A 21,086-nucleotide genomic window follows, 5' to 3' on the forward strand; every position below is an offset into this window, starting at 1 on the left:
CATCTGGTTTGGGCGGACACATACGCCGAGTTCAGGGCAAGTCAAGCAAAAGCCACATGAAAGCGGGCGCATCGCCGTTGCAGTGGCTGCGGGCGTGGTGCCGTCAGACGCCCAGCTTCCAGCGAATGATGGCTTCCGCCCGCGCCAGGGCCTGATCGGCGGTCAGCGCGCTGGTATCCAGGATCGTGGCATCATCGGCCGGGCGCAGCGGCGCGGTGGCCCGGTTTTGATCGGCCGCGTCCCGCGCCGCCATCTCGGCCCGGATCACGTCGATCGCCGGCACGTCCCCGCCGCGGCCGAGCAGTTCCTGGTGCCGGCGCTGGGCGCGGACCTCAAGCCCGGCGGTCACAAAGAGCTTCACCGTCGCCTGGGGCAGCACCACGGTGCCGATATCGCGCCCGTCCAGCACGGCGCCCTGGGCCGCAAACCGGCGCTGGAAGTCGAGTAACGCGGCCCGCACGCCGGGATGGCCGGCGACTTTGGAGGAGGCGGCATCCGACTCCGGGCCGCGGAGATCGCCGCGCTGCAAGTCTGCGGGCGTCAGGCGCTCGGCGGCGACCGTCGCGGCCAGGGCGTCGGCCGGATCGGCTCCGGCATCCAGCACCCGCCGCCCCGTCGCACGATACAGCAGGCCGGTATCGAGATGGGGCAGGCCCAGTACCACGGCCAGGCGACGCGCGAGCGTGCCCTTGCCCGAGGCCGCGGGTCCGTCGATCGCGACCGTCAGCGGCCCGGCTGCATCATGCAGATCGTCGCTCATGCAGCCACGATATCCCCGCCCAGGCCGCGCATCAGATCGGCGAAATGCGGAAAACTGGTCTCGATGAAAGCAGCGTCATCGACCGTCACTGGCGCCGCCGTCCCTAGGCCCAAAACCAGCGCAGACATGGCGATGCGGTGGTCCATATGCGTCTCCACCGTGCCGCCACCGGCCGGGGGCTGGCCGCCGCTGCCGTAAATGATGAGGTCGTCGCCCTCGATCTCCACCAGAATGCCGTTGACGGTCAGCAGCGCGGCGGTCGCCGCCAGGCGGTCGCTTTCCTTGACGCGGAGTTCCGATAGGCCCCGGAAGCGGCTGGTGCCGGTCGCAAAAGCGGCAGCAACGGCCAGGACAGGAAATTCGTCCACCATGCTGGGCACGCGGCTGCGCGGCACGTCCACGGCCCTGAGTGGGCCCGCGCGGACAATGAGGTCGCCCACCGGCTCGCCACCTTCCACGCGTTCATGCGCGACCGTCAGATCGGCGCCCATCTCCCGCAAGGTGGTGAACAGGCCGGTTCGCAGGGGGTTGAGGCCGACATTCTCGATGGTCACGGCAGAGCCCGGCACGATCAGCGCCGCAATGATGGGGAAGGCAGCCGAAGACGGGTCGCCCGGCACCACGATATCGGCCGCCGTCAGGGTCGGGCGTCCGGTCAGGCGCACGATGCGGCCCTGGCCCTGCACCTCCACCGCGACGGTCGCGCCGAAATGGCGGAGCATATTCTCGGTATGGTCGCGCGTCGCCTCAGTCTCCTCGACCACCGTCTCGCCTTCGGCGTTGAGGCCCGCGAGCAGAATGGCGGACTTCACCTGGGCCGAGGCGACGGGCAGGCGGTACTGCAGCGGCGTCGGCGCGCCCGTGCCTTCAATGGCCAGTGGCAGGCGCCCGCCGGCGCGACTCGCAAAGCGAGCGCCGATGCCCGACAGCGGATCGGTGACGCGCTTCATCGGCCGGCTGCGCAGACTGCCGTCGCCCGTCAGCACCGCGAAAATCGGGTGGCTCGCCAGGATACCGCAGATCAGCCGCGCCGCGGTGCCGGAATTGCCCATGTCGAGCACATCCTTCGGCTCCTGCAGCTTGCCGCGGCCCTGGCCGCGGACATGCCATTGCCCGGGCGCGTGCTGGGTCACCTCAGCGCCCAAAGCGCGCATGGCATCCGCCGTGCGCAGCACATCCTCGCCTTCCAGCAGGCCCGTGATGCGAGTCTCGCCCTCGGCCAATGCCCCGAACATCAAGGCCCGATGGCTAATCGACTTGTCACCCGGCACCCGGATCAGGCCCGCAAGCGGGCTCTTGCCGGGCCGGCTTGTCAGCGGTTGGGCTGCCCCGTGGGCGGTCTTTGTGGAATGGTCCATCGGCTTCTCTTGACGCGTGTAGGGCTCATGCGAGGAAACGGGGTTTGACAGCGGCGCCTGAGGATGGCAAGGCCGCCCCCTTTCCGAACCCCGGCTACCCTGACGAGGCTCTCGATGGTCAAGCCTGAATTAGGCACCAAGCGCACCTGCGTCTCCTGCGGGACACGCTTCTACGATTTGGGCGCCGCCACGCCCAGCTGTCCCAAATGCGGCACCGAACAGCCGCCCGAGCAGCCGCGCCTGAAGCGCGGCGGCACGCCAGTCGATGATCGGCGCTTGAAGAAGCCGGTCGTCGCCGCGCGGGAGGAGGAGGCCGATGTCGAGGCCGTGGAGGTCGAGGAGATCGTCGAGGACGACGACGTGCTCGACGACGGCACCGATCTTGACGACGACGACGACGCGATCGAGACAGAGATCGAGGTCGAGAAGGACACGGACGAGCGCGACATTTAATCCGCATGGCGATCGACCGTGTCTTTCCATCAGGGAGGCCGGTCGATCGCGCAGTGTCAATTGCCGGTTACGGCCACGGGCGGTCAGGGTACGCCCATGCCGCGGCGTGGGCGGGGCATGAGCCACCGCCCCGAGTGATCGGCATCGCCGACCGTGGTGAGAGCCGCTTGCGGTCAGGCGCATGCGGTGCGCCACGATCCCGAGATCGTCGCATCAATGTCTGATAAGCCGCCCGAAACTATGCCCGGGACGGAGCTGCGCTCTTTCCGGCGTGTGATTGGATTGAGCACGGCCACGGTCGTGGTTCTGATCCTGGGCTGCGTCTGCGTGTTGATCGAAAGTCGGCAGGAACTCGTTTGCCAGGCCGATAGAATGGCCGCCAATGTTGTGGTCCTGGCCGAGCAGACGGTGCAGATCGAAATCGGCCGCGACGATACCCGGCTCCTCGACGTCATGGCCAATCTGCAATCGGTTGGCCGGGGGCAGCTCCTGCCGCTCGGCAGCGAACCCTTCGGTGGTATCGGCGAACGCGAAAGTACCGGTGATGTCATCGTCATGGACGCAGCGGGCAAGGTCATTGCCAGTTCGCGGCCAGCGCTGACCCCGCAATACACGGCCTTCCTGCCGGCTATTGTCACACAGGCGGCCGGAGTGCAGGGACTGAGCGTCGGCACCGTGCAGACTGGCGCCGGCCGTCAGCCGGAACTCGCTTTGCTGCGGCATTGTTCCTCGCCGGTTTGCGGCCCCGCGCGCGTGGTGGTCGCCCTTCTGCCCCTCTCCTGGATTCAGACCGTCTTCGACCACATTGCCCTGGGCCGCAGGGGGGCCATCGCCCTCGTTGACAGCGACGGCGTGCTGCTGGCGCGCGCCCCAGCCAGCGGCCACAAGCTCGGCGCTCACCTGCCCCCTGACGCCTTTATCAAGAAATTGCCCCGCGGCTTGGTCCTCACCGCACAGCGCCATTCCCATGTCGACGGTGTCTATCGCCGCATTTCGGTGGGCAGAGTCGGCGAATATCCGCTGGTCGTCGTCGTCGGTGTTTCCTCCGCGGATATCTTTTTTCGCTGGAACTACCTGGCGGCGGTGATTGTCTCCGCCATGGTGCTGCTCTCGGTCACACCGGTGCTGCTGGCCCATGTTCTCAGCCGGCAGCTCCGTGGCAAGATGCTGGTGGATGCGCAGCTTGTGGCCGCCAATGCGCAGTTGGCCGAACTGGCGCAGACCGACGCGCTCACCGGTCTGCTCAACCGGCGTGGCTTCGATAACAACCTGGCCCGAGAGTGGCGGCGCTGTCGGCGCGCTGGAAGTCCGATCAGCCTGCTCATGCTCGATGCCGACCATTTCAAACGCTACAATGATCGCTTTGGCCATCAGGCGGGCGATCAGGTGCTGCGGGCGATTGCCAACTGCATCGTCGCGAATATCCGCCGCCCGGGTGATATTGCGGCCCGCTACGGTGGCGAGGAATTCGCGGTCGTGCTGCCTGATACTGATCGGGCGGGTGCGCTTCTGGTCGCTGAAACCATCCGCACAGCGATCGAGGGCCTGGCCATAGATCATTTGCCGGGCAACCTCTTCGTGACCGTCAGCGCAGGCGTCAGCTATGCCGAACCAGGGCCGGGCGGCCAGGCGGAGGATCTGCTCGCTGCGGCGGATGCGGCCCTGTACGAAAGTAAAGCCGCAGGCCGCAACAATGTGAGCGTCCGCGGTCTGGGCACTCCGCGCGTCGGATAAGCGTCCCAGCGTCGCGCCGGCTATCAGCTTCGCCGCATGGCCGCAGTCGCCAAAGGCTTGGCCATGTCGACGATGAACCAGCCGGGCCGGTACGGGTTAGGTCGGCGTCCCGTCTCCCGATAGCCCAGGGATTGATACAGCGCGATGTTACGCTCCATCCGGGCGTTCGTATAAAGCCGGATTTCGCGATGGCCGGCATCGCGTACCAGATTTTCCGCATGTTTGATCAACCGCACGCCATGGCCCTGCCCCTGAAAACCTGGGGCGACCGCGACGCTGTAGATCATGCCGTGATCCTCATGCAGTTCGAGGACGAGCAGACCCGTCACGGCGGCGGGGTCGCGGCGCCGCAGGAGCCAGACCTCGCCCGCCGCGATGCGCGGCGTGTAGTCGGTCGTCACGGGCAGCGGCGGGGCGCCCAGCATCTCCGTATAGGGCTGATAGGCGGCGCGCGTCAGCGCAACGACCTCGTCAAGATCGCCTGGGGTTGCCGGTACGAAATGGTCAATCATGGCCGCCCGTCCGCTCGCCGCCCTTGGGACCCCAGAAAATCACCCAGGTCGCGAAATCTGCGCTCATATCGAAAAAGAAATGCGGATCGCCGGCCGGCACGAACAGCACGTCGCCGGTCTCGGCCTCTGTCAGATGGCCATTATGGTCAAAGCCCGCCCGGCCGCTGACGACCACGTAAAGCTCGTCCTGCTCATGCGGTGCCTGCCGGTCGGTGCCGCGCGGGGCAAAGATCTCAACCGACATGCTGCCGTGCCGCATCGCGTCAGCGAAGGGCACGCCCTCCGGCCAGACGGCATCGGGGGTCCCGGGCAGGCGTGCCATCAGCGTGTTCAAGGACGCCTTCAGCATGTCAGCCATGGCAAGCCCTCCGCTTCGGTGAGGGAGAAGTCTAGGCGACCAAACTTGTTACAGAAAGCGGCGGGCGATGCGATCGGCGCAGGCCACAGGCGCGGCGGCGCTGCCCCTCCGCCCAGGCCGTCAGCACGGCACAGCCCGCCATCCAGGGCCAGGTCATCAGTCCGGCATGGGTCATCATCACCATAGTCGCGACACATAGTCGATGGCCGCGCGGCACCAGGGCTGCGACCAGCAGGCCCGCCGCGAGGGGGGCCAGGCTCAGCAGCAGGCCGAGCCGCGCATCGGCCAACGCCAGGCCGGCCATCGCCGCCTGACCGTCGGCCAGCGCGAAACCCGTCAGGCCCAGCACCCAGGCTGCCAGCATCATCCAGCCATGGCCGGAGCAGATCAGGCGCGGCCGCGCCGTCAGAATGCCGATCACCACCATGCCTGCGGCCATGCGCAGCGCCAGACCCAGGCTCGCCTGCAGCATGCCGGGGCCGCAGCCGGCCATCAGCGGCATGGTGAACAGGCCGAAAGGCGCCGCCGCCAGCGTCAGGCCAGCCGCCACCACGCCGGCAGCGGCCATCGGGACGCCAAGCCGGAGGATAGGCCCGCGCGCAAAAAAATGGCTGGGAGTGATCATCCGGCGCCAGCCTAAGCGCCCCTGGCCAAGCGACAGAATGGCGCGGGGCGCCAGGAATTCGATAATCCGTGCCAGATCCGTCGTCATCTGCCCGCGACCGGGGGCGCGGACGCGCCGCGAAGGCGCGCCAGGCTGCGGGGCGATTGTCCGGTCCAGCCCTTCATCGCCCGCCACAGCACGGTGCTGTCGGCATAGCCCAGGGCCTCCGCAATCTGGGCGCAGGGCATCGCACCGCTCTGGAGGTGACGCTCGGCCATCCTCTGGCGGTGCTCGCGCAGCAGAGCCTGCAGGCTCGTACCAGCCTCCGCCAGCCGGCGCTGCAGGGTGCGCGGCGATAGGCCAAGCTCGGCCGCGACGCTGGGCAAGGTCACCGGCCGATGCCCCAGGCACAGCGTAATGGCCGCGCGCACCTGCTGGCACAGCGTCTCCTCCGGGTCATGGGGCGCGGGCATCAGGTCCCCCAGATGCCGCTCCAGCACAGCGACGAGCCCCGCATCCTCGGCGCGGTAGACGCGCTCGGCATCGGCGCGGCTCATGATCAGGCGGTTGCTCGGCTGGTGGAACAGCACCGGCGCGCGGAACAGCTTCTCAAGCGCAGCCTTGTGGCCGGTATCGCCATGCTCGAAATGCACTTCGCGTGGCGCCCAACGCGCGCTGAAGCCCAGTCGGGCAAGCTGGCAGGAGGCGCCAAAGGTGAGTTCGGCATCCTGGCGGCGCGGCCACAATCTGGCATCCGTCAGCTGATAGACCCAGGCAACCGCATCGCCCTCCTCCATCAGGCCGGAGGCGGTGCTGCCCTGCATGGCGGTCAGGAAGCGGGACATGCGGCGGAACGCCGCCCCAAGTGTCGCAGAGATCGAGAACAGGATGCCGATGGCGCCGATATCGTTCGGCTTCATCGCCAGGCCCAGCTGCAGGCCCAGCAGCGGCCGGTTCAGCTCTGCGGCCGCATCTTCCAAAAGGGCGACGTAGCGGGCCATCGGCACCAGATCGTAAGGGTCCTGCAATTGCGAGCGGTGCAGACCCTGGCGGTTCAGCAAGTGATTGAGCTGTGCATCCTGGCCTTCCAGAAGGCGCATCAGCATGGCTGGCACGGCCGCGCGGATCGCAGCGAGTGGCGGCATGGTGACGGGTTTCTGATCGGGCACGCGCATTCCCAAGCCCTCCCCAAAGTGCCGATGACCGCGCAGATGCTGTCACGGCCTGCCCATCCTGCAAGCCATCAAGCAAGGCGCATGCCGTCGCCTTTATAATCCGCGCCAATCCTGGCGCGCATTATCGAATCTGGGACGCGGACTATCATTCCGGCCAGGGCGCCCGCTCTTTAGGTTCGACGATCTCGGGGGGCTCACGTCCCCAATCTGCCCCGGAATGAGGATAAGTGCCCATGGATGCCTCGGTCTCGATCACGCACCCGCTCGATCTGCTCAGCCTTGATGAAATCGGCGCTGCGGTCACCATCCTGAAGACGGCGCAGGGGCTGCATGCACGGCACCGCTTCCCCATCATCCGGCTGGAGGAGCCGACCAAGGCCGATCTCGCTGGCTGGCGCGCCGGCGTCCCGCTGGCGCGTCTCGCCTTCATCAACGCCATCGACCTCAACACGGCGGAAGTGTCCGAAGCGATTGTCGATCTCACCAGCGGCACGGTCGCCGACTATAAGATTATCCCGACCGGGGAGGCACCGTACGGTCAGCCGCCGATCATGCTCGAAGAATTCGATATCTGTGAAAAGCTGGTCAAGGCTGATCCGGCCTGGCGCGCGGCGGTGCTGCGCCGCGGCCTGACGGAGGCCGATATCGACCTGGTCCAGGTCGATCCCTTTTCCTCGGGCTATTTCGGGCGGGATTTTGAAAAGGGCCATCGCATCGTCCGCGCCATCGCCTTCTACCGCAGCGATATCCGCGACAATGGCTATGCCCATCCGATCGACGGTGTCGTGGCGGTGGTCGATCTGACGGCAGGCAAGGTCGTCGATCTCGTTGATGATGAAAAAGCCATTCCTGTTCCGCGCAAGAAGCACAATTACGGGCGGGAGGCGTACCCCACGCCGCGCACCGATGTGAAGCCGCTCAATATTGTGCAGCCCGAGGGCCCAAGCTTCTCCGTCGACGGCTATCATGTCCGCTGGCAGGGCTGGAGCTTTCGCGTCGGCTTCACGCCGCGCGAAGGGCTCGTGCTGCATGAACTGGGCATTCAGGACGGTGACCGTCTGCGCCCGGTGATGTTCCGCGGCAGCGTCACCGAAATGGTCGTGCCCTACGGTGATCAGTCCAGCAATCACTACTGGAAAAGCGCTTTCGATGGCGGCGAATACGGCCTCGGGCGTCTCGCGAACAAGCTCGAACTCGGCTGCGACTGTCTCGGGCTCATCCACTATTTCGACGTCCCCGCGGCGGACGATCTCGGCCAGCCTTTTGTGATGAAGAACGCCGTCTGCATGCATGAGGAGGATTACGGCATCCTCTGGAAGCATTATGAATTCCGCAACGATATTTTCGAGGTGCGACGCTCGCGCCGTCTGGTCATCAGCTTCTTCGCGACCGTCGGCAATTATGATTACGGCTTCTTCTGGTATCTGTATCAGGACGGCACGGTCCAGCTGGAAGCGAAACTCACCGGCATCATCCAGACCCATGCCGTGGCACCGGGTGAGACAACGGCCGAAGGCACCATGGTCAGCGAAAACCTGGGCGGCCCGATGCATCAGCATTTCTTCAATGCCCGCCTGCATATGGATATCGACGGCGGCCCCAACAGCGTCTCCATCCATGAATTCCATCCGCGCCCCTGGGGCGAGAACAACCCGCATGGCAATGCGTTCGACGCAACCGCGCGTGTGCTAAAACACGAACTGGACTCGCCGGAAATCGCCGACGGCATCACCGGCCGGTATTGGAAGATCAGCAATCCGAATGAGACGAACAGCGTCGGCCGTGCGCCGGGCTACAAGCTGGTTGTGACGCCGACGCCGGTCATGCTCGCGCAGGAAGGGTCTTACGTGCGCGCCCGCGGCGGGTTCGCCACCAAGCATATCTGGGTCACGGCATTCGACCCGGCCGAGAAATACGGATCGGGCGATTATCCCAACAACAATGCAGGTGGCGACGGCCTGCCGAAATACGTGGCCAAGAACCGCAATATCGAAAACACCGATGTCGTGGTCTGGCATTCCTTCGGCCATACCCATATCTGCAAGCCGGAAGACTTTCCCATCATGCCGGTGGAATATGCGGGCTTCGTGCTCAAGCCCAACGGCTTCTTCGCGACCAATATCGGCATGAACCTGCCGCCCGACCAGAACCGCCACAGCATCGATAATCGCGCGGGCACCGATGGCACGGCGACAGGCAGCTGCTGCGCGTAATTTGGGGACGAAAACCCCTAAAACCCCGTCACGCCCGCGAAGGCGGGCATCTTCTTACGGTTGTCCAGGAAGATGCCCGCTTTCGCGGGCATGACGTTGTTGTATGGGCAATTCGGACCGGGCCTGAGACACTCTACGCCGCGCGGGACAGACCGCCATGGCGTTCGATGAAGGCGGCGATATCGGCCACGCCCTGACCGGCCCGGATATTGGTGAACACGAAGGGCCGCTCGCCGCGCATTTTCCGCGAATCACGGTCCATCACGTCCAGGCTCGCACCCACGTAGGGGGCAAGGTCAATCTTGTTGATGACCAGCAGATCGCTGCGCGTGATGCCCGGTCCACCCTTGCGCGGTATCTTGTCGCCGGCTGAGACGTCAATGACATAGATGGTGATATCGGCGAGTTCCGGGCTGAAGGTCGCCGCCAGATTGTCGCCGCCGCTTTCGATCAGGATGACATCGAGGCCGGGGAAGCGCTTGTTGAGATCAGCGACGCCGGCGAGATTGATGGACGCATCCTCGCGGATCGCGGTATGCGGGCAGCCGCCGGTCTCGATGCCCAGGATGCGGTCCGGCGTCAGCGATCCGGCGCGGGTCAGAAACTCCGCGTCTTCCTTGGTGTAGATGTCGTTGGTGATGGCGGCGATATTGTACACATCGCGCAAGTGCTTGCAGAGCGCATCCATCAGTGCGGTTTTGCCGGTGCCGACCGGACCACCGATGCCCACGCGAAGCGGGCCGTGGGGCGAAGAACTCATGTGCGGAACAACCTCGTATATTGCGTTTCGTGATGCATGGCGGCGAGATCGGCGCGGATGGCGCTGCTGCCGATGTCGTCCAGGGTCAGATCGCGGCTGCTGTCGCAGACCGCGACCAGCACGGGTTCCAGGGCGGCCAGAATGCGCAAGCCGGCCTGCTGGCCAAGCGGGATGATGCGCACGGCGGAGGAGACCAGGTTCGCCGCGAATGTGTGCAGAAAGCCTAACGTCGCGCGATCCTCCGCGATGCCGTGGGACGCCGCGACAGCGCCAACCGCGACGGGATAGGCGACATCGCTGGTCAGTTGCGCCAGCACAGGATGCGGCCAGGCGCCGGCCGCGAGCAGAAAGGCATTGCCCTGGGCCGTGGTTTCCAGATGTCGCTCGCGGCAACCGGGCAGCGCGGCTGCCAGTTCCACAATCTCGCCAAGTGCCGCGTCATCACCGTTTCTGACGGCCCGATGGGCCTGGCGGAGCAGAATGGCATCGGTCCGGCCGCTGCCTTCCTCCAGAATATCGCAAATCCAGGCGACGATCCCGGCGGTAGACTTGGCATCGCCCGTCTCCACCGCCCATTCGATGCCGTGGCTATAGGCGAAGCCGCCCGTCGGGAAGGCGGGGGACAGCCAGGTCAGCAGCTTCAGAAACCCGTCGTCGGATAGAGATGCGCTAGTCATGGTGGTGGTGGCCATGCTCGCCGTCATCATGGTGGTGATGATGACCGCCGCCTGGGCCGGCCGCGCCGGTACCAGGCGCATAGGCGCCGGATTCCGGGTCAAAGGGCGCCTCATTCTCCTCCGCGTGGCCGCCCAACAGTTCGACCATCTCGGCAATGACATGATCGTAGCGGATGCGGATTTCGCCCGGCAGGAACTGCACCGGCAGATGGCGGTTACCGAGGTGCCAGGCGATGCGCATCAGCGCGTCTTCGTCATGCGCATGGATGTCCAGCACGCGTTCCGGCATGGCTTGCACCGCGAGGATTCGGCCATCCTCCAGACGCAGCCCGTCGCCATGGCGCAGCGCGATCGCCTGCGGCAGATCGAGCAGGCATTCGGCGCCAGAGACGGTCTTGAGCAGAAAGCGGCGGCGGTGCCGGTGGTCATGATCCAGCAGCACGGCATCCGCCGCGTCTGTCACAGTCCAGCTGCCCGCAGTCAGATGTTCAGTCGCGCGCATGTTTCTTTTCCATAGTCACCCTCTCCGCGTCATCCCCGGACGTGTTCCGGGGATGACGGGACTGGGGAAGCGAGCCCATCAAAACAGAAAATACCGCTGCGCCATCGGCAGCTCGGTCGCGGGTTCGCAGGTGAGAAGAACACCATCGGCCCGCACCTCATAGGTTTCCGGGTCAACCTCGATATGCGGCGTCGCATCATTATGCACCATGCTCGCCTTGCCGATGCCGCCGCGCGTATTGCTTACGGCCAGCAATTCGCGGGACAGGCCGAGCGTGCGCCCGATATCGGCGTCCAGCGCCGCGCCCGAGACGAACAGCACGGAGGAGAGGGTGAGCGACCGCCCGAAACTACCGAACATCGGGCGGGAATGCACCGGCTGCGGCGTGGGGATGGACGCATTGGGGTCGCCCATCATCGCCGTCGCGATGGTGCCGGATTTCAGCACCATATCCGGCTTTACACCGAAGAAAGCCGGTGTCCACAGCACAAGATCGGCGAGCTTGCCGATTTCGATCGAGCCGATATGCTCTGAAATGCCATGCGCGATGGCCGGATTGATGGTGTATTTAGCGATATAGCGCTTCACCCGGTTATTATCGGCCGCACCATCGCCCGGCAAAGCGCCGCGCTGCACCTTCATCTTATGCGCCGTCTGCCAGGTGCGGGTAATGACCTCACCCACGCGGCCCATCGCCTGGCTGTCGGAACTGATGATCGAGAAGGCGCCGAGGTCGTGCAGAATATCTTCGGCCGCGATCGTTTCGCGCCGGATGCGGCTTTCGGCGAAGGCGATATCCTCGGGGATGGACGGGTCCAGATGATGACACACCATGAGCATATCCAGATGCTCATCCAGCGTATTGCGCGTATAGGGCCGCGTCGGGTTGGTGGAGGACGGAATGACATTCGGCAGGCCCGCGACGCGGATGATGTCCGGCGCATGGCCGCCGCCCGCGCCTTCGGTGTGATAGGCGTGAATGGTCCGCCCGCCGATGGCGGCGATGGAATCCTCGACGAAGCCGCTTTCGTTCAGCGTATCCGTATGGATCATCACCTGCACGTCGAAGCGGTCAGCAACCGTCAGGCAATTGTCGATGGCCGCAGGCGTCGTGCCCCAATCCTCATGCAGCTTCAGCGCGCAGGCGCCAGCCCGGATCATCTCCTCCAACGCCTCGGGGCGGGACGCATTGCCCTTGCCCGCGAAGGCGAGGTTCATCGGCAGTCCCTCGGCCGCCTGCAGCATGCGCGCGAGGTGGAAGGGGCCAGGCGTGCAGGTAGTCGCCGCCGTGCCGGTGGCGGGGCCGGTGCCGCCGCCCAGCATCGTCGTCAGGCCTGAGGTCAGCGCTTCATCTACCTGCTGCGGGCAGATGAAATGGATATGGCTGTCGAAACCACCGGCCGTCAGGATACGCCCTTCGCCGGCAATGATTTCGGTTCCCGGCCCGATGATGATCGTGACACCCGGCTGCGTGTCCGGGTTGCCGGCCTTGCCGATCCCCGCAATGCGCCCGCCCTTGATGGCGACATCGGCTTTGACGATGCCCCAATGGTCGATGATCAAAGCATTGGTGATGACGGTATCGGCCGCACCCGCGGCATTCGTCACCTGGCTCTGGCCCATGCCGTCGCGGATGACCTTGCCGCCGCCGAACTTTACCTCCTCGCCATAGGTTGTAAAATCACGCTCCACTTCCACGAACAGCTCGGTATCGGCCAGGCGCACGCGGTCTCCCACGGTAGGGCCAAACATATGCGCATAGGCATGTCTCGACATGCGGGCCATGGATCAAGCCTCCAGGGGGCCGGAGACATCGCCCCGGAAACCGTAAATGATGCGGGCGCCGCGAATGGGGATCAGCGTCACCTCGCGCGACTGTCCCGGCTCGAAGCGCACGGCGGTGCCGGCCGCGATATCCAGCCGGTAGCCGCGCGCGGCAGCGCGGTCGAAGGCAAGGCCGGGATTGGTTTCGGCAAAGTGGTAGTGACTGCCGACCTGCACCGGCCGGTCACCGGTATTGGCGACCGTCAGCGTAATGGGCACGGCGCCCGCATTCAGCTCGATATCGCCGGCGGCCGGGATGATCTCTCCGGGAATCATGATCTTTGTCCTTCAGCGGATCGGCTGGTGAACGGTCACAAGCTTCGTGCCGTCGGGGAAGGTCGCTTCCACCTGCACGTCGTGGATCATCTCGGGGATGCCTTCCATGACCTGCTCGCGCGTCAGCACATGCGCGCCGTCCTGCATCAGATCGGCGACGGTGCGGCCGTCGCGCGCGCCCTCCACCACGAAATCGGTAATCAGCGCGACCGCTTCCGGATGGTTCAGCTTCACACCGCGTTCCAGCCGGCGGCGCGCCACATTGGCCGCCATGGCGATCAGCAGCTTGTCCTTTTCTCGTGGCGTCAGGTTCACCCGGAGCCTCCCTCTACAATTGCCATACGCGCGGCAGGGCCGCGCCGCCGCGCAGGATATCCAGTATCGTCATGACGGCCCGGCGCAGCGCGGTTCCATCTCGGGCCAGAATCCTCGCAAGAACAAGGCCATTCCAGGCGGAGACGCCGGCTTCCAGCGCATGATCGGGCAGCAGGCCGGTGCCCAGGCGGCTCCGCAGTGGTTCCACGAAGCGTTCGGCCTCAGGCGTGACGAAAACCACCGTCGCCATGGCGCGGGCATCGGCGAAAGTGCTGGCGCGCCCCATCAGCATGCCGACCTCACCCTCCAGCCGCGTCGCGTCGTGCAGGATCAGGCGGCCATCCTGGCGGATGATGATGCGGTCGCGCAGGCTGATCTCCCGCACCGTCTCGCCCATCGCCTGCCGCCCGAAGATGACGCTTTCAACGCCCAGGAAACGGGCGCCGGGGGCCAGATCCACCGAGAGCGTGCGGTCCACCCGGCAACGGTCGAACAAAATGGTCTCCTGCGGCAGCCATTCCAGCAGCGCGCCTGGGGCCGCCGTCAGGTCAGAGCGTATGGTGGCGGGCGGGGAGGCCGGGCTCGCCCGGTAATAGCGTTCCGCTGCCTGGGTGGTGACCACGAAATGGGCGCCAGGGCCGGCTTCGATCCTGGCTGCCAGATCATCGCCGCCGGTAATGCCGCCGGAGGTATTGAGCAGCACGGTTTCAGGGATGGCGCCGGGCTCCGGTCGCGGCTGTCGCGCCTTGAAACAGCCCTCCTGGCGCAGGACGGAGAGCACGCTCGCCTCACCCCGGCGGACAAAGGCGACACGTACGCGGCCATAGGCGCGCTGGGAACGGGGGGCGATGATGGGTGCATCCAGGGTGGGCGTCACGTCGCTCGGCATGTCCATACTCCTTCTCTGGCATGAACTGCGGCGCAGGGCCATCCGCCCTATCGGCCCGTTCTGCGTGTCATGATGGACGTTGCAACGCCGGCACGATGGCATAGAAGCGTGTGGCGCCTGGGGATGCTCGGGCGCCATGCATGATAAGGCGCCGCAACCCGATGTTCTTTTCCGGCCTTGGTCTCGTCTCCTTCATCATCATCTTCGGCGGCGCCGTCTGCGGCATGGCGGCGGCGCGCAGCCTGCCGGAGCATCATTTCAGCGATGAGACGCGCACGGCGGTCTCCCTGTCTGCCACCGTGCTGGGCACTTTGGCGGCACTCGTCCTGGGGCTGCTGATTTCGGATGCAAGCACGACCTTCACCACGCTCTCGGACGGAGTCACCGAAATCTCGGTCGATCTCATCCGCATGGACCGCCAGCTGGAGCGCTACGGGCCGGAAGCGCAGCCCGCCCGCGCCCGCGTTTTCGCCTATGCCACGGCGAAGGATGCGGAGCTGTTTCCGGCGGCGGGCCGGCCGCATATGACGAATGAACAGACGGCAAGGCTTTTGGAGGCGGCGCAGGACGCCGTTCTGGCTCTGCCCGAGGGCGACAGCCGCCACGCCTGGCTGCGCAACAAGGCGCTCGACCTGTCGGATGATCTCGCTCAGGCCCGCTGGCTGCTGGAGCAGCGGGCCAGCGGCAGCATTCCGGTGCCCTTCCTGTTGCTGCTGGTGTTCTGGCTGGCGATCGTCTTCGGCTGTTTCGGCCTCTTCGCGCCGCCCAATGCCACTGCCATCGTGACGTTGTTGCTCTGCTCCATCGCCATATCGGGCGGCATCACGATGATTCTCGAGCTTGACCAGCCATTTTCCGGCTGGGTTCGTATTTCATCGGCGCCGATGGACAAGGCATTGGTTCTGATCGGGGATGCGGCTGCGGTGCGGTGATACAGGACGGCGTGGACTGATTGGTACGACAATTCCGTCACAGCTTTGATGTCTAGGCTTCACTCAAGTTGGCTATTGGGATCGCCGTAGTGACGCACAGCGAAGATGAGGGCGCGTCTCTCGATTTCGGATAGTCGTGCTCGGTCAGGATCGGTGCTGGTCCGGTAGCGCTCGTCGATACCAACAAGAGCATCATAGACATCTTTCGGTAATGGTTCGGTAGAGTTAATTGTGCACACAATGCGGTGGCCTGGAACATGAGCCACGCCCAGTTCAAAATCGAATTGAAGGAATATCTGATGCGTGACCGTTCGCGCCTGAATATGTGTGCTCGTCACGCCGGTCACGAGACAGATGAAACTGCCACCATTCGATCCTTCGGCATGGATCATATCGCTAACCTTGACATTTGCCAGAGCAGCTCGCCGCGAATGCATGTCAGGGCTTACCAACAATGAGGTGGCGGATCTATAGCACGTCTTAGTCTGGAGAAAGAGAGTATGGTCTGAGTGCTTCGGCCCTTTCTCCACCGGGTAAATCTGTGAACCCGAGGGCTTTTTCGGCACAACTTGCGCAGAGAATGTGACCGGTAACGCGGTAGGCGCCGCTCATTCCGAAGCTGCCCCCATTTTGGCAGCCTCCCCCGAAGCCTTGGCACTTCAAATCACCGCTGGCTACAAGCTCAATGAGAGAGCGGCGCTTCGCCGTCGTTGAGCGCACGAACTCGGCGCCTGATACAGCGTCTAGACGGGATGCTGGCGATAGAGTGGTGGCAACCGTCACTCTATGACCCGGATGTTCGTGAAAGCCTCCCAGATAGGCTCGAATCTGTCGCGTCTCCGCGAGAAGGGCGGCTCTGCCCTCCGGCGTGGACAGGCGCAACCCGAGCTGCCGGCCCTGGGCTTCGGCATTGATCGGGCCAAGCGCCGGTGGCCGCGGCGGCCTGCGTTTCGGCCGTGGCGGGGGCGCCGCACGGCGCTGCCAGTCAGGGCGCTCCGCTATGATAGGCGGCGCCTGAACCTCCTCCGGCCAAGCGCCTGGAAACGGCGTTTCGAGATCATGTGCGTCATTGGATGTCAGCATCGGGCGCGGGTGGAAGGTCGCGGAAAATGTCACTGCGCCCGGATGTGCCGCGAGCCATTCCACCGGCTTTGGCGCGCCATAAGGCACGAAGATGAAGGGAACCTGCAGACAATTGGATGAGGCAGGGAATTTCGGGTGCATCATGCGATCAGTCTGTGGCGTTAGAGGCGACTAACACAAACAGATCGAAAAAACAATGAAATAGGTAATGGCGCTACACCGACAGATGCCGCCGCACTTCCGTTTCATCCAGCGTGTCGCGCGCGCCTTCCACCACAATGGCGCCGCGATCCATCACCGCCAGCGTCTGGGCCAGTTCGTGCGCGAAATCGTAATATTGCTCGACCAATAGGATCGCCATGGTGCCGCGGCTGCGCAGCAGCGCGATGACACGGCCGATATCCTTGATGATGCTTGGCTGAATGCCCTCGGTCGGCTCGTCCAGCACCAGCAGGCGCGGACGCATCACCAAAGCCCGCCCGATCGCCAATTGCTGCTGCTGTCCGCCGGACAGGTCACCGCCGCGCCGTCCCAGCATGGTCTTCAAAATCGGGAAAAGATCGAAAATCTCCTCGGGAATTTTGCGCTCGCGGCGCGGCAGAACGGCAAAACCCGTCTCCAGATTTTCTCGCACCGTCAACAGCGGAAAAATATCACGCCCCTGCGGCACCCAGGCGATGCCACGCCGCGCCCGTTCATAGGAGGGCAGTTTGGCGATGTTCTGGCCTTCCCAGCGAATATCACCGCCCGAGATCGGATGCGCGCCGGTAATCGCGCGCAGCAGGCTGGTCTTGCCAACGCCATTGCGGCCAAGGATGGAGGTGACGGTACCAAGCTCTGCACGGATGGAGACACCACGCAGCGCAATTGCGGCGCCGTAATGCAGGTTGACGTTATTGACCTCAAGCATTGCGGGTTCCCCTTATACGCGTCATCCCCGGCCTTGAGCCGGGGATCCAGACCGCGTGGCGCCCAAACGGAAGAGTGGATCCTCGGGTCAAGCCCGAGGATGACATTGAAAGCTGGGTCATCGTCACCGCCCCAGATACACGTCGATCACCTTCGGATCGGCGCTGACATGGTCCAAACTTCCTTCGGAGAGAACAGACCCTTCGTGCAGCACAGTCACTTTCACCCCCAGCGCGCGCACGAAGGTCATGTCATGCTCCACCACCACGACAGAGCGCGTGCGGTTGATGTCCCGCAGCAGATGCGCCGTCTGCTCAGTTTCGGCATCCGTCATGCCCGCCACCGGCTCGTCCACCAGCAGCAGCTGCGGGTCCTGCGCCAGCAGCATGCCAATCTCCAGCCATTGCTTCTGCCCGTGGGACAGATTGGCCGCCCGCCGATGACGATGATCGGTCAGCCGGATGGTCTCCAGCAAGGCGTCGATCTTCTCCGCCTCAGACGGCGTCTTGCGGGCGCGCAGGGTGAACCAGGGTGACCGGTTGCCGGCGAGTGCCAGCAGAAGATTGGTCCAGACCGTGTGATTCTCGAAGGTCGTCGGCTTCTGGAATTTCCGTCCGATGCCAAGCTTGGCGATCGCCGGCTCGTCCAGTCGCGTCAGGTCCGTGGATGCCCCGAAAATAACCTGCCCGGTATCGGGGCGGGTCTTGCCGGTGATGATATCCATCATCGTGCTTTTGCCCGCTCCATTGGGGCCGATCACCGCCCGCATCTCGCCACGCGCCAAAGTCAGCGACAGGTTGTTGATCGCCTTGAAACCGTCGAAGGTCTTGTTGACGCCGCTCAGATACAGAAGGTCGTCGCTGACGGCGCCAATGGGTTGCGCATTCATGCCGTTTTCTCCGCGTCAGCGATATCGGCACCACTTTCGGCGCGGTCGGCTTCTGCGCCGTCGATCGCCGCCAGTCCCTGCGGTTCATGCGATGTCGGCAGGCTGGTCTCGGCGCCACCCCGGCGCATCACGGTGCCCAGAATACCGCGCGGCAGGAATAGGGTGACGAGGATGAACAAGCCCCCCAGCGCATAAAGCCAGGCGCCGGGCAGGGCGCCGGTCAGGATGGTCTTGCCGAAATTTACCAGCACGGCACCGAGAATGGCGCCCGACAGCGTGCCGCGTCCGCCGACGGCCACCCAGATCACCGCCTCGATGGAATTGGCGGGGGCGAACTCGCCCGGATTGATGATGCCGACCTGCGGCACATACAGCGCGCCGCCGATGCCCGCGATGACCGCCGATAGTGTCCAGACCACGAGCTTATAATATTCCGGCCGGTAGCCCAGGAAGCGCGTGCGGCTTTCGGCGTCCCGCACCGCCACCAGCACCTGGCCGTAGCGGCTACCCACCAGAAAGCGCGCGAACAGGAAGGCGGCCGAGGTGAAGAGCGCCGAGATGACCATCAGGGTCGTTGTCGTGCTGCTGCGGTTGAGCGGAAAGCCGATGATGTCCTTGAAATCGGTCATGCCGTTATTGCCGCCGAAGCCCATGTCGTTGCGGAAGAAGGCGAGCAGCAGTGCATAGGTCAGCGCCTGGGTGATGATCGAGAGATAAACGCCCGAGACGCGGCTGCGGAAAGCCAGAAAACCGAAGATCGCTGCCAGGATGGCCGGCACCACCAGCACCATCACCATCGCAAACGGAAACCAGGCGAAGCCGTGCCAGTACCAGGGCAGCTGCTTCCAGCCGATGAAGATCATGAAGTCGGGCAGATTGGCATTGGCGTACACACCGCGCGCGCCAATCTCGCGGGTCAGATACATGCCCATGCAATAGCCGCCAAGCGCGAAGAAAGCGGCGTGGCCCAGCGTCAGGATGCCGGCAAAACCCCAGACCAGATCGACCGCCAAGGCGAGCATGGCGTAGCACAGATACTTGCCGGCCAGGCCCACGACGAAGTCCGACACATGCAGCGCGCTGGTCGCGGGGGTCGCGAGATTGAGGATGGCCAGGATGATCGCGACGCCGATGATAATGACCGGCGTCAGGGTCAGCGATAGTCGTGTCATGATTCCACCGCCCGTCCTTTGACCGGGAACAGTCCGCGCGGGCGCCGTTGAATGAACAGAATAATCAGGACCAGAACCACGATTTTACCCAGCACCGCGCCGGCCACCGGCTCCAGCCCTTTATTGACGATGCCCAAGGTCATCGCGGCCAGCACCGTGCCCCACAGATTGCCGACGCCGCCGAAGACCACGACCATGAAACTGTCGATGATATAGTTCTGCCCGAGATTGGGGGAGACATTGTCGATCTGAGCCAGCGCCACCCCCGCCACACCGGCAATGCCGGAGCCAAGGCCGAAGGTCATGGCGTCGATCCAGGGCGTGCGGATGCCCATGCTGGCCGCCATGCGGCGGTTCTGCGTCACGGCGCGCATGCGCAGGCCCAAGGGGGTGAAGCGCATCACCGCCATCAATCCAGCCACGACGGCGAAGGCGAAGATGATAATGCAAAGCCGGTTGAGCGTGATGGTAAGACCGCCCAGCATGAAGAAGCCGCTCATCCAGTCGGGCGTCGCCACATTCTGGTTCTCGGCGCCGAAGGTCGAACGCACGGCCTGCTGCAGAACCAGACTGAGGCCCCAGGTCGCCAGCAGCGTTTCCAGCGGCCGGCCGTACAGGAAGCGGATCAGGCAGCGTTCAATCAGAATGCCGATCGCGCCTGCCACCACAAAAGCGACGGGGATCGCGACGATCACGCTGGCGCCGAACAGATCCGGCGCATAGGCGCGGAACACCTGCTGCACCACGAAGGTCGCATAGGCGCCGATCATCACCATCTCGCCATGGGCCATGTTGATGACACCCATGACGCCGAAGGTGATGGCGAGCCCGGCGGCGGCCAGCAGCAGCACGGAACCAAGGCTCAATCCGTAATAGACCGTCTCTAGCCAGTTCCACAGTTTGAGCGAGAAATCGATATGGGCAATGGCGGCGGTCGCCGCGACCGCCACGGGTTTCGGCGCGCCGGTGAGCGAGGCCAGCTCGTTGCGCGCCGCCATGTCGCCGCGCGCCGCGATGATCTTGACGGCGGCAAGCTGTGTCGCCTGATCGGTCGTGGACAGGCTGAGCTGATCGGCGGCCTCGGCCTGCATCAGCGTCGCGCGGACGCGCGGGTTCTGCTCATGCGCCAGCGCGTGCTGTACAATGGACAAGGTGGCAGGCGCGGGGGATTCGAAAATCGCTTCCGCGGCTTTTTGCCGTGCGCCGGCGTCGGGGGAGGACAGATCAAGCACGCCCTCGGCGGTCGCAATCGCGCCGGTCACCATGTCATTGGCGATGATCTTGCGGATCTGCATGAAGGGCGGGGCCGGGATCGTGGCACCCGTCCGCGCATTCAGCCACTGTCCTGAATCCGGGTCATGGAGGAACAAACCGCCATCAGGCCGCGGATATTTCCAGGTATAAAGCTCGTTATTGCCAAGCGCGTCGAGCACGCGGCGCGCACGGGCGTCGCCCGAGATGGAGATCGCGTCGACCGCACTTACGATATCGTCGAAGCTGCGGCTGGTCAGGCCCAGATAGGGATCGGTCGCGGTCGCGGCCGTGGTCTGCGCCTGTGCCATGCGAGGCGCCACAGCCAAGGGCATGGCGGTCAGCAAGGCCAGAAGCAGGCCAAGGACAGCGCGGCGCCCGAACAGGCTTGGCATGACATCGTTCAACAAGGCCGGGCCTCCTCTCGCCGCGTCATGCAC

Annotated in this window: 22 protein-coding genes; 4 read left to right on the top strand and 18 right to left on the bottom strand. The window is 64.7% G+C overall.

The window, feature by feature from the left end; genetic code table 11:
• Positions 1-103: 103 nt before the first annotated feature.
• Together cmk and aroA are read right to left on the bottom strand one after the other, a co-directional pair.
• Positions 104-760 (bottom strand): (d)CMP kinase, encoded by a 657-nt coding sequence (gene cmk / locus AC3G7M_RS09295; protein ID WP_489215895.1) that lies wholly within the window; start codon positions 758-760, stop codon positions 104-106.
• Positions 757-2,118, bottom strand: coding sequence for a 3-phosphoshikimate 1-carboxyvinyltransferase (gene aroA, locus AC3G7M_RS09300; RefSeq protein ID WP_489215897.1), 1,362 nt, complete (start codon positions 2,116-2,118; stop codon positions 757-759). Before aroA ends, cmk begins: the two co-directional genes overlap by 4 nt.
• A 114-nt stretch (positions 2,119-2,232) precedes the next feature.
• Here aroA and AC3G7M_RS09305 point away from each other — a divergent pair, with 114 nt between their 5' ends.
• Positions 2,233-2,571 carry a TIGR02300 family protein gene (locus AC3G7M_RS09305; protein WP_489215899.1) on the top strand — a complete coding sequence of 113 codons (339 nt, stop codon included), beginning with the start codon at positions 2,233-2,235 and terminating at the stop codon, positions 2,569-2,571.
• 282 nt (positions 2,572-2,853) lie between these two features.
• Positions 2,854-4,305 carry a sensor domain-containing diguanylate cyclase gene (locus AC3G7M_RS09310; RefSeq protein ID WP_489215901.1) on the top strand — a complete coding sequence of 484 codons (1,452 nt, stop codon included), beginning with the start codon at positions 2,854-2,856 and terminating at the stop codon, positions 4,303-4,305.
• Between the two features lie 23 nt (positions 4,306-4,328).
• Here AC3G7M_RS09310 and AC3G7M_RS09315 read toward each other — a convergent pair whose 3' ends face one another.
• The 4 genes from AC3G7M_RS09315 to AC3G7M_RS09330 are packed head-to-tail and all read right to left on the bottom strand — an operon-like array spanning position 4,329 to position 6,954.
• The gene (locus AC3G7M_RS09315; RefSeq protein WP_489215903.1) at positions 4,329-4,817 is read right to left on the bottom strand and encodes a GNAT family N-acetyltransferase; all 489 of its coding nucleotides are present in this window, start codon (positions 4,815-4,817) and stop codon (positions 4,329-4,331) included.
• Positions 4,810-5,175, bottom strand: coding sequence for a cupin domain-containing protein (locus AC3G7M_RS09320; protein WP_489215905.1), 366 nt, complete (start codon positions 5,173-5,175; stop codon positions 4,810-4,812). Before AC3G7M_RS09320 ends, AC3G7M_RS09315 begins: the two co-directional genes overlap by 8 nt.
• 31 nt (positions 5,176-5,206) lie before the next feature.
• Positions 5,207-5,887, bottom strand: coding sequence for a hypothetical protein (locus tag AC3G7M_RS09325; RefSeq protein ID WP_489215906.1), 681 nt, complete (start codon positions 5,885-5,887; stop codon positions 5,207-5,209).
• Positions 5,884-6,954 carry an AraC family transcriptional regulator gene (locus AC3G7M_RS09330; protein ID WP_489215908.1) on the bottom strand — a complete coding sequence of 357 codons (1,071 nt, stop codon included), beginning with the start codon at positions 6,952-6,954 and terminating at the stop codon, positions 5,884-5,886. Before AC3G7M_RS09330 ends, AC3G7M_RS09325 begins: the two co-directional genes overlap by 4 nt.
• 233 nt (positions 6,955-7,187) lie before the next feature.
• Between AC3G7M_RS09330 and AC3G7M_RS09335 the strand changes: the two genes are divergently transcribed.
• Entirely contained in the window at positions 7,188-9,167 is a 1,980-nt protein-coding gene (locus AC3G7M_RS09335) for a primary-amine oxidase (protein ID WP_489215910.1), read from the top strand.
• A 133-nt stretch (positions 9,168-9,300) separates the two neighbouring features.
• Here AC3G7M_RS09335 and ureG read toward each other — a convergent pair whose 3' ends face one another.
• From ureG to AC3G7M_RS09370, 7 genes are all read right to left on the bottom strand, one after another.
• Positions 9,301-9,927 carry an urease accessory protein UreG gene (ureG, locus tag AC3G7M_RS09340; RefSeq protein WP_489211513.1) on the bottom strand — a complete coding sequence of 209 codons (627 nt, stop codon included), beginning with the start codon at positions 9,925-9,927 and terminating at the stop codon, positions 9,301-9,303.
• Positions 9,924-10,685 carry an urease accessory protein UreF gene (locus AC3G7M_RS09345; protein ID WP_489211514.1) on the bottom strand — a complete coding sequence of 254 codons (762 nt, stop codon included), beginning with the start codon at positions 10,683-10,685 and terminating at the stop codon, positions 9,924-9,926. The genes ureG and AC3G7M_RS09345 overlap by 4 nt, the downstream gene beginning before the upstream one ends.
• Entirely contained in the window at positions 10,597-11,106 is a 510-nt protein-coding gene (locus AC3G7M_RS09350) for an urease accessory protein UreE (protein WP_489211515.1), read from the bottom strand. The genes AC3G7M_RS09345 and AC3G7M_RS09350 overlap by 89 nt, the downstream gene beginning before the upstream one ends.
• 78 nt (positions 11,107-11,184) lie before the next feature.
• On the bottom strand, positions 11,185-12,891 hold the full coding sequence (ureC, locus tag AC3G7M_RS09355) for an urease subunit alpha (RefSeq protein WP_489211516.1): 1,707 nt from the start codon (positions 12,889-12,891) through the stop codon (positions 11,185-11,187).
• A 3-nt stretch (positions 12,892-12,894) separates the two neighbouring features.
• A complete protein-coding gene (locus AC3G7M_RS09360) occupies positions 12,895-13,206 on the bottom strand; it encodes an urease subunit beta (RefSeq protein WP_489211517.1) in 312 nt (103 codons plus the stop codon).
• A gap of 12 nt (positions 13,207-13,218) precedes the next feature.
• A complete protein-coding gene (locus AC3G7M_RS09365; RefSeq protein WP_489211518.1) occupies positions 13,219-13,521 on the bottom strand; it encodes an urease subunit gamma in 303 nt (100 codons plus the stop codon).
• Positions 13,522-13,534: 13 nt separating this feature from the next.
• Complete coding sequence (locus AC3G7M_RS09370) at positions 13,535-14,410, bottom strand: urease accessory protein UreD (protein WP_489211519.1); 876 nt, start codon at positions 14,408-14,410, stop codon at positions 13,535-13,537.
• 140 nt (positions 14,411-14,550) lie between these two features.
• On the opposite strand from AC3G7M_RS09370, the gene AC3G7M_RS09375 reads away from it, so the two are divergent.
• Positions 14,551-15,342: a bestrophin-like domain gene (locus tag AC3G7M_RS09375; RefSeq protein ID WP_489211520.1), complete on the top strand. Its 792-nt coding sequence runs from the start codon at positions 14,551-14,553 to the stop codon at positions 15,340-15,342.
• Between the two features lie 59 nt (positions 15,343-15,401).
• Here AC3G7M_RS09375 and AC3G7M_RS09380 read toward each other — a convergent pair whose 3' ends face one another.
• The 5 genes from AC3G7M_RS09380 to urtB form a co-directional block, all read right to left on the bottom strand.
• A complete protein-coding gene (locus tag AC3G7M_RS09380) occupies positions 15,402-15,734 on the bottom strand; it encodes a hypothetical protein (RefSeq protein WP_489211521.1) in 333 nt (110 codons plus the stop codon).
• A gap of 905 nt (positions 15,735-16,639) precedes the next feature.
• Positions 16,640-17,335 carry an urea ABC transporter ATP-binding subunit UrtE gene (urtE, locus tag AC3G7M_RS09385; protein WP_489211522.1) on the bottom strand — a complete coding sequence of 232 codons (696 nt, stop codon included), beginning with the start codon at positions 17,333-17,335 and terminating at the stop codon, positions 16,640-16,642.
• Between the two features lie 123 nt (positions 17,336-17,458).
• Positions 17,459-18,223, bottom strand: a complete 765-nt coding sequence (gene urtD / locus AC3G7M_RS09390; RefSeq protein WP_489211523.1) for an urea ABC transporter ATP-binding protein UrtD — start codon at positions 18,221-18,223, stop codon at positions 17,459-17,461.
• The gene (gene urtC / locus AC3G7M_RS09395) at positions 18,220-19,395 is read right to left on the bottom strand and encodes an urea ABC transporter permease subunit UrtC (RefSeq protein ID WP_489211524.1); all 1,176 of its coding nucleotides are present in this window, start codon (positions 19,393-19,395) and stop codon (positions 18,220-18,222) included. The genes urtD and urtC overlap by 4 nt, the downstream gene beginning before the upstream one ends.
• On the bottom strand, positions 19,392-21,056 hold the full coding sequence (gene urtB, locus AC3G7M_RS09400; RefSeq protein ID WP_489211525.1) for an urea ABC transporter permease subunit UrtB: 1,665 nt from the start codon (positions 21,054-21,056) through the stop codon (positions 19,392-19,394). The genes urtC and urtB overlap by 4 nt, the downstream gene beginning before the upstream one ends.
• Positions 21,057-21,086: the final 30 nt, after the last annotated feature.

Source organism: Acidisoma sibiricum, from assembly GCF_057837225.1.

Excerpts from the sequence above, each read along its gene's own strand:
- cmk (WP_489215895.1), bottom strand. The coding sequence starts at position 760 with ATGAGCGACGATCTGCATGATGCAGCCGGGCCGCTGACGGTCGCGATC.
- aroA (WP_489215897.1), bottom strand. The coding sequence starts at position 2,118 with ATGGACCATTCCACAAAGACCGCCCACGGGGCAGCCCAACCGCTGACA.
- AC3G7M_RS09305 (WP_489215899.1), top strand. The coding sequence starts at position 2,233 with ATGGTCAAGCCTGAATTAGGCACCAAGCGCACCTGCGTCTCCTGCGGG.
- AC3G7M_RS09315 (WP_489215903.1), bottom strand. The coding sequence starts at position 4,817 with ATGATTGACCATTTCGTACCGGCAACCCCAGGCGATCTTGACGAGGTC.
- AC3G7M_RS09320 (WP_489215905.1), bottom strand. The coding sequence starts at position 5,175 with ATGGCTGACATGCTGAAGGCGTCCTTGAACACGCTGATGGCACGCCTG.
- AC3G7M_RS09325 (WP_489215906.1), bottom strand. The coding sequence starts at position 5,887 with ATGACGACGGATCTGGCACGGATTATCGAATTCCTGGCGCCCCGCGCC.
- AC3G7M_RS09330 (WP_489215908.1), bottom strand. The coding sequence starts at position 6,954 with ATGCGCGTGCCCGATCAGAAACCCGTCACCATGCCGCCACTCGCTGCG.
- AC3G7M_RS09335 (WP_489215910.1), top strand. The coding sequence starts at position 7,188 with ATGGATGCCTCGGTCTCGATCACGCACCCGCTCGATCTGCTCAGCCTT.
- ureG (WP_489211513.1), bottom strand. The coding sequence starts at position 9,927 with ATGAGTTCTTCGCCCCACGGCCCGCTTCGCGTGGGCATCGGTGGTCCG.
- AC3G7M_RS09345 (WP_489211514.1), bottom strand. The coding sequence starts at position 10,685 with ATGCGCCTGGTACCGGCGCGGCCGGCCCAGGCGGCGGTCATCATCACC.
- AC3G7M_RS09350 (WP_489211515.1), bottom strand. The coding sequence starts at position 11,106 with ATGCGCGCGACTGAACATCTGACTGCGGGCAGCTGGACTGTGACAGAC.
- ureC (WP_489211516.1), bottom strand. The coding sequence starts at position 12,891 with ATGGCCCGCATGTCGAGACATGCCTATGCGCATATGTTTGGCCCTACC.
- AC3G7M_RS09360 (WP_489211517.1), bottom strand. The coding sequence starts at position 13,206 with ATGATTCCCGGAGAGATCATCCCGGCCGCCGGCGATATCGAGCTGAAT.
- AC3G7M_RS09370 (WP_489211519.1), bottom strand. The coding sequence starts at position 14,410 with ATGCCGAGCGACGTGACGCCCACCCTGGATGCACCCATCATCGCCCCC.
- AC3G7M_RS09375 (WP_489211520.1), top strand. The coding sequence starts at position 14,551 with ATGATAAGGCGCCGCAACCCGATGTTCTTTTCCGGCCTTGGTCTCGTC.
- AC3G7M_RS09380 (WP_489211521.1), bottom strand. The coding sequence starts at position 15,734 with ATGATCCATGCCGAAGGATCGAATGGTGGCAGTTTCATCTGTCTCGTG.
- urtE (WP_489211522.1), bottom strand. The coding sequence starts at position 17,335 with ATGCTTGAGGTCAATAACGTCAACCTGCATTACGGCGCCGCAATTGCG.
- urtD (WP_489211523.1), bottom strand. The coding sequence starts at position 18,223 with ATGAATGCGCAACCCATTGGCGCCGTCAGCGACGACCTTCTGTATCTG.
- urtC (WP_489211524.1), bottom strand. The coding sequence starts at position 19,395 with ATGACACGACTATCGCTGACCCTGACGCCGGTCATTATCATCGGCGTC.